General features: G+C 61.2%; 4 protein-coding genes. All 4 read right to left on the bottom strand.

From position 1 onward, the window contains the following. Positions 1-191: 191 nt before the first annotated feature. From V7066_RS22535 to hsdR, 4 genes are read right to left on the bottom strand one after another with little or no spacing between them, the layout of a single operon-like run. Entirely contained in the window at positions 192-659 is a 468-nt protein-coding gene (locus tag V7066_RS22535) for a DUF6998 domain-containing protein (protein ID WP_334185211.1), read from the bottom strand. 2 nt (positions 660-661) lie between these two features. Further along, on the bottom strand, positions 662-2,416 hold the full coding sequence (locus tag V7066_RS22530) for a restriction endonuclease subunit S (RefSeq protein ID WP_334185210.1): 1,755 nt from the start codon (positions 2,414-2,416) through the stop codon (positions 662-664). Continuing rightward, entirely contained in the window at positions 2,413-3,870 is a 1,458-nt protein-coding gene (locus tag V7066_RS22525) for a type I restriction-modification system subunit M (protein WP_334185209.1), read from the bottom strand. The genes V7066_RS22530 and V7066_RS22525 overlap by 4 nt, the downstream gene beginning before the upstream one ends. Positions 3,871-3,873: 3 nt before the next feature. After that, positions 3,874-6,327: an EcoAI/FtnUII family type I restriction enzme subunit R gene (gene hsdR, locus V7066_RS22520; RefSeq protein ID WP_334185208.1), complete on the bottom strand. Its 2,454-nt coding sequence runs from the start codon at positions 6,325-6,327 to the stop codon at positions 3,874-3,876. Between the last annotated feature and the right edge of the window lie 209 nt (positions 6,328-6,536).

The following is a 6,536-nucleotide window of genomic DNA, read 5'->3' as shown; positions in this document are numbered from 1 at the left end:
TCGCTGCATCGGCACAAGAGTTGACGGAAGTGGGGATGTAGCCTTTCGGAGGTTTGTCGAAAGGAGGGGATGGTATCACATCCCAAAACCGTGTCGCTCCGCGAACCCTGTAGGAGAAGTCGCGGAGCGATCGGCTCACGCGCCGATCGGTATGAGGCTGCTTCGCTGACTCTACTTCCTCTCCAGCGTCTTTAGATCGGCGCAGGTCTGATGAGCGGGAGGCGTTGTCCGGCTGCTAGGGCGGCATCTAGGCGGGCAAGCGTTGCGAGGCTGATGGGCCGCTGGCCGTTGCTTTGTGTGGCGCGGGCGGCGGTCCAGGGCGTTGCGCCGGGGCCGTTGTAGACGACGCGGACGTTGGCGCCGCGGGCACGATGGAGGACGAGGAGGTGGTCGGGTTCGTGACGGATGGCGACGGTGCGGCCTTGGGTGAACTTGATCTCCACGCGGCGGCCGGCGGGGCACAGGGCGTCGTGCGCCATGGTCGACGCGTGATTCAGGGTGAGGTCGAACATGTAGGCGGCGATGACCTCGCCGATGCTGCCGACGAGGTGTCCGTCGAGCGTGAACTTGCGGCCGGGGAACAAGGCTTCAAGGCGCGCGGCGGAACCGTAGAGGGAGTCGAGCAGGGCTCGAACCTCTGCCCAGTCGACTTCAGGCATCGTTATGCGAGTTCCAGTTCTCGCACTTCCGCCGGTTCGAGGGCTTCGTGCAGCACGGCTTCGAGCAGGCGTTGGCGGGTTTCGTCGCCGGTGGCGAGGCAGGTTTCCAATCGACCGCACAACGCCATGAGCTCATCGACCTTGGCGACGATCCGGCGCTGTTCTTCGATGGGCGGTAAGGCGATCAGCATATTCTTCATCGCCGTGCCATTGACGTTTGCCTGACCGGTCTGTTGTTTGATGTAGGGGGAAATCTGGGAGCTTCGGAACCCGGGAGCATTCATAGCGAGGTTGATGAAATGTGGGTCAGTATGACCTGCCACGAAGCGAAGGCGGATTAGGTATGATGCAAACGTGACGCAATCGTCATTGCCAAGGTAGATGCCCGTTTTTCCCACCAATTCCGGACTATTGGTACGGTTGTACAGCAGATCGAATTTTCTGAGATACAGCTCGGGTAGTTCCGAGCTTTGGGAAGGGATACGCTTTTCTTTGGCAGATACGACGGTGCCGCTCTGGATGTTACCCATGGTCAACACGGGCACGCCGGTCGTGCTCTGCTCTGCCTTTAACGACGTCCCGTACTGGGTGAAAAGAGCGACTTCTCCCAATCGGGTCCACAGCCAAGAGACAGGAGCTTGGAATGGAATTTCTTCCGTACGCACCGCAGCCTGGGGCTTTTCGCGACGTAGTAACTTAGCGTGAACCAGCGCATCGCGCGCATCATTGATGGCTTCCAGCGCTTTAGCTGGGGGAGTGTCGTTGGCGTCATCAAGGGATAGCTTTCCTCTGGTGGCGAGTTCGATGATTGTCGCTCGCCATTGAGCTATCTGCCTGTGCTGCGAAGACAATTTGGTTAGGTTGTTTAGCGCGAAGCGGGCGTGGGTGGTGAAGGTGGCCGGATCGGGATCGGGCGCGTTCAGGCGGGCGAGGCTGGCCGCTGTCAGGCGGTCGCGGGCGGCTTCCCGCTCCTTGCGCGCCTCTTCTAGACGGTCGCACAGAGCCATGAGCTCGTCGACCTTGGCGACGATGCGGCGCTGCTCAGCGAGGGGGGGAAGTGGGAAAGAAACTCCTGCAACGATTTTTCCTGACACCTCTTTGAACGTGGTCCCGGGAGCATTGGCGTCGATTTCTGGGGCGAAAGCCTGCATCGCAGTTGCAATGAAGCGTGAACATTCGGGTACGTAGGGAACGATCGATTTGAAGCCCTGATTGGTCGAAATTGGGTTCGCAGCGATGGCAACGTAGCCAATTGGGGCGCGGCTCGTGAACAGCACGCTTCCGGCGGGCATCAACGTTGCTGACGACGATTGCAATCCGTGGGCAGAAAGGTCTCTTGCGCCTCGCTCGATGTAAAGGCCGCTGAACTTGCCAAGGTCTGCGGGTGTCAGCCACGGAATGCCATTTCCGGGCTCGGCAAAGTTATCGTCATTTCCAGCAGAGGGTGTTCCGCCACCAACAATTGCGCCAACAGAGTCGAGCCGGCACCAACTCCAACTTGTAGGGATTTCGTATAACTGCTCGCACGACGGGCTGTCAGACAGGTCGCGGGGCTTCCTCAGTGCGCCAGTCTTCACTAGTTGCGCCTTTGCACTGGCGATGCGGCCCAGCAACTCTGAGGCAGGCTCATCGGCTGGGACCTGCTCCACCAGCTTCCCGCGCACAGCCAAATCCAGCACGAACCGCCGCAGCCTCGCGATCGCGTCCGGCGCCTCCGAAATGCGCTCGTAGTGGGCCAGCAACTGTTCCGCGTTCATCGTGCCAGCGCCTCGGCAAGGATCGCCTTCAACTGGTCACGCAGGTTTGCCGCTTCTGTCTCCGCGGCGTCGAGCTTCCGAAGCAGTTCTTCCGGCTTGCCATGGTCTACGGCCTCGCTGTGCGGGTTCTTGATGTCGAGGTTGTAGCCGCGGGCCTTGATGTCCTCGATGCTGATCTTCCATGCCTGCGGGCCTTCGACACGGCCTTCGCGGTTGGCGCCGCCCCACCAGTCCATGCAGGACTGGAAATGCTCCAGCCGGATCGGCTTGGTCATGGAGTAGGCCTTCTGGCCGGCGGGCACCTGATGCTCGTAGTACCAGACCTCTTTGGTGGGCTCGCCTTTCTCGAAGAAGAGCAGGTTGGTGCCGATGGAGGCGTAGGGCCTGAAGACGCTGTTGGGCAGGCGTACGATGGTGTGCAGGTTGCACTCTTCCAGCAGGTGCTCCTTGAGGCGCGTCTTCACGCCTTCGCCGAAGAGCGAGCCATCGGGAAGGACCACGGCACCGACACCGCCCTTGCGCAGCAGGCGGATGATGAGGGCCAGGAACAGGTCGGCCGTCTCACGCGTGCGGTACTGTGGCGGGAAGTTGGACTCAATGCCGTCCTCCTCCTTGCCGCCGAAGGGCGGGTTGGAGAGGACCACGTCGACGCGGTCCTTCTGCTCCCAGCTGATGTAGGGGCGGGCCAGCGTGTTGTCGTGCCGGACGAAACTGGCATCCTCCACGCCGTGCAGGAGCATGTTGGTGACGCAGAGCATGTGCGGCAGCGGCTTCTTTTCGACAGCGCGCAGGCCAGACTGCATCAAAGCCTCGTCCTCGGGGCGCTTCACATGCTTGTCGCGCATGTGGCGGATCGAGCAGGTGAGGAAGCCGCCGGTGCCGCAGGCGGGGTCGAACAGGACCTCACCGGGCTTTGGGTCGATTCGATCTACCATGAAGGCGGTGACGGCGCGGGGCGTGTAGTACTCGCCCGAGTTGCCGGCCGATTGCAGGTCGTTCAGGAGCTGCTCGTAGACGTCCCCGAAATGCTGGCGCTCTGACAGGTCGTTGAAGTCGACCTCGTTGATCTTGTTGACCACCTGCCGCAGCAGCTGGCCGGACTTCATGTAGTTGAAGGCATCCTCGAACACGTCGCGCACGACGACGCGCCGGTCACCCTTCTGCCCGGTGGGCTGAAGGCCCTTCATGGCTGGGAAGAGCTCTTCGTTGACAAAGGCGAGCAGGTCTTCGCCGGTCAGGCCCTCAGGATCGGCAGCCCATGTGCGCCATTGGAACTTCTCGGGCACCGGCGACTGGTAGCCCGCCCGCATGAGTTCCAGTTCCTGATCCTGATCGTCGATGATCTTCAGGAAGAACAGCCAGCACAGCTGACTGATGCGCTGGGCGTCGCCATCGACGCCGCTGTCCTTGCGCATGATGTCCTGGATGGATTTGACGAGAGTGCGGACGGACATGGGCTAGGCAGTTTCCTGATAGAGTTCGGCTTGGAGTTCGTGCACGGCATGCTCGAAACCTTCCCGGCCGCCAAACGCCTTGATGAGCTGGAGCGGCGTTCCGAGGTTGGTGAAGGGCGAGATGCGCAGCACGTTGGTGTCGTCGAGGTTGATGACGCCCTCGTCCTGATACTTCGCCAGCAAGGTATCAAGCACCGATCGGGCCTGATCCCCATATTTTCCGAACACGTCGCGGCGGCGCACGTTGTCGACACGCTGGCGGCGAGTGAGCGGCTTGGCGTCGAAGGCGACGTGGCAGATGAGATCGAAGGGGTCGAGGTCCTTGCCGAGCTCTTCGGCGATGATTTCGAGCGACAGGCCCTCGACTTCCAGTTCGTCCAGGATAGCCTGCTTGCGCTCGGCGCCTTGCCAGCGGCGCAGGAAATCGTCGAGGCTGGCGAAATGCCGGCGCAGGGCCTTCTTGGTGAAGTCGCGCAGGGATTCGGTGACGAGCTTGCCGTTCTCGTCGAGGTACTCGACACGCTCGGCCACAATGGTGGCACCGATGCCGTCGACGTAGACCTTCTTCGACTTCTTCTTGATGTCGTCCGGATCGAAGGTGACGTCCGGCCTGTCGACGATCACCTCGTCCTCGCCGGGCTCGTCCGGCAGCGGGTTGCCATCGTCGTCGATGGGCGTCTCGTCATCCGGGGGCACGATCGGATCTTTGTCGCCCGGCTCGTAGATCTGCACGGGCTCGCCGTCGAAGTCGGGGTCGGCGAAGTGATTGGTCGCCCCGCGGAAATCCATGAGGGTGAAATAGTACTTGTGGGTGTCCTCGTGCACGCGGGTGCCGCGGCCGACGATCTGCTTGAACTCAGTCATGGACCCAACCTCGCGGTCGAGCACGATCAGGCGGCATGTCTGGGCATCCACGCCGGTGGACAGCAGGCGCGACGTTGTGACGAGCACGGGGTAGGCGACCTCGGGGTCAATGAAGTTGCCAAGTTCGGCCTGTCCCTCCGGATCGTTGCCGGTAATGCGCATGACGTAGCGGTGGTTCTGCGCGACGAGGTCTTGGTTCTCGTTGATGAGAGCTTGGCGCATTCGCGCTGCGTGTTCCTGATCGACGCAGAACACGATGGTCTTCTGCATCCGGTCGCCGCTCTCCTTCAGGAACTCGGTGACCTTCTTGGCCACAATGCGGGTGCGGTCGTCGATGACCAGATTTCGGTCGAAGTCCTTGGTGTTGTAGAGGCGATCCTCTACCTCCTCACCGTCCCGATCGAGTTGCCCCTTCTCGGGCCGGTAGCCGGACACGTCGTGGTCGATGTGGACCTTGATGACCTTGTAGGGCGCAAGGAAGCCGTCGCGGATGCCTTGCTTCAGGGAGTAGGTGTACACCGGCTTGCCGAAGTAGCCGATGTTGGACTCGTACTTGGTTTCCTTGGGTGTGGCCGTGAGGCCGATCTGGGTGGCGTCCGAGAAGTAGTCCAGGATTTCCCGCCAAGCCGAGTCCTCGGCCGCGCTGCCGCGGTGGCATTCGTCGATGACGATGAGGTCGAAGAAGTCCGGTGAGAATTCGCGGTAGAGCTTCTGCCGGTCATCCGGGCCGGTGATTGCTTGGTACAGGCCGAGGTAGATTTCGTAAGCGGTGTCGACGCGGCGCTTTTTGTCGACGGCCAGTGCGACATCGGCAGTGCTTCCATCTACTCGCTCGATCGTCTTGGATTTGGACGACAGCTTTGCCATCGCGGCGCCGAAGGGCCGGAAATCGTTCACCATGGTCTGGTCGACGAGGATGTTGCGGTCAGCGAGGAACAGGATGCGCTTCTTGCGCTTCGCCTTCCACAGGCGCCAGATGATCTGGAAGGCCGTGTAGGTCTTACCCGTGCCGGTCGCCATGACGAGAAGGACGCGGTCGTCGCCCTTGGCAATGGCCTCGATGGCGGCGTTGACCGCATTGACCTGATAGTAGCGCGGCGTCTTGCCGCTCCCATCGTCGTAGTAGTCCTGGAGGACCACCTCCTCGGCCTCTAGGGATAAGCCCTTCCATGAGAGGTAGCGTTGCCAAAGGTCGTCGGGGGAGGGGAATTCGTTCAGCCCGAGAGTGACTTCGCCGGCGCCGGTGGGGGAGCTGCGGTCGTGGAAGACGAAGCCTTCGCCGTTGGACGAGAAAACGAAGGGAATGTCGAGGGTCTCGGCGTAGTCGAGCGCCTGTTGCATGCCGTCGCCAACGCTATGCGTCTTGTCCTTGGCCTCGATGATGGCGATGGGCAGATTGGGCTTGTGGTACAGGATGTAGTCTGCGCGCTTGCCTTGGCCTCGCGTCACCAGCTTGCCGCGCACGATGATGCGGCCTTTGGTGAAGCTGACCTCCTCACGGATCTGCAGCATCTCGTCCCAGCCGGCATTGCGCAGGGCAGGGGTGATGAACTTGGTGCAGACGTCCCGTTCGCTCAGAGTGCGTTTGCTCATCGTTTCCGAAAACCCCCAGTCATCCCAAGGAGGTAGAGGTACATGGAAGGAATTTCTAGCCGTTCCTGAACGTGGAAACTGTGCGAATGGAAAGACCCTGTAGGAGAATGCCCGTCGAGCAAGTTGAGGGAAGCCGGCTGGCCGAGACAATCGGAAGTAGTTTTGCCCAAAACTTCATGCGCTGTTAGGTGATTCTCCCTATAATGCAG

The organism is Novosphingobium sp. (genome assembly GCF_036820275.1).
In the GTDB taxonomy this organism is placed as follows: domain Bacteria; phylum Pseudomonadota; class Alphaproteobacteria; order Sphingomonadales; family Sphingomonadaceae; genus Novosphingobium.
Note: the sequence above shows the minus strand (reverse complement) of the source record. Positions and strands in the feature narration are given on the sequence as shown.

Coding starts and splice junctions, on each gene's coding strand:
- V7066_RS22535 (WP_334185211.1), bottom strand. CDS start 659: ATGCCTGAAGTCGACTGGGCAGAGGTTCGAGCCCTGCTCGACTCCCTC.
- V7066_RS22530 (WP_334185210.1), bottom strand. CDS start 2,416: ATGAACGCGGAACAGTTGCTGGCCCACTACGAGCGCATTTCGGAGGCG.
- V7066_RS22525 (WP_334185209.1), bottom strand. CDS start 3,870: ATGTCCGTCCGCACTCTCGTCAAATCCATCCAGGACATCATGCGCAAG.
- hsdR (WP_334185208.1), bottom strand. CDS start 6,327: ATGAGCAAACGCACTCTGAGCGAACGGGACGTCTGCACCAAGTTCATC.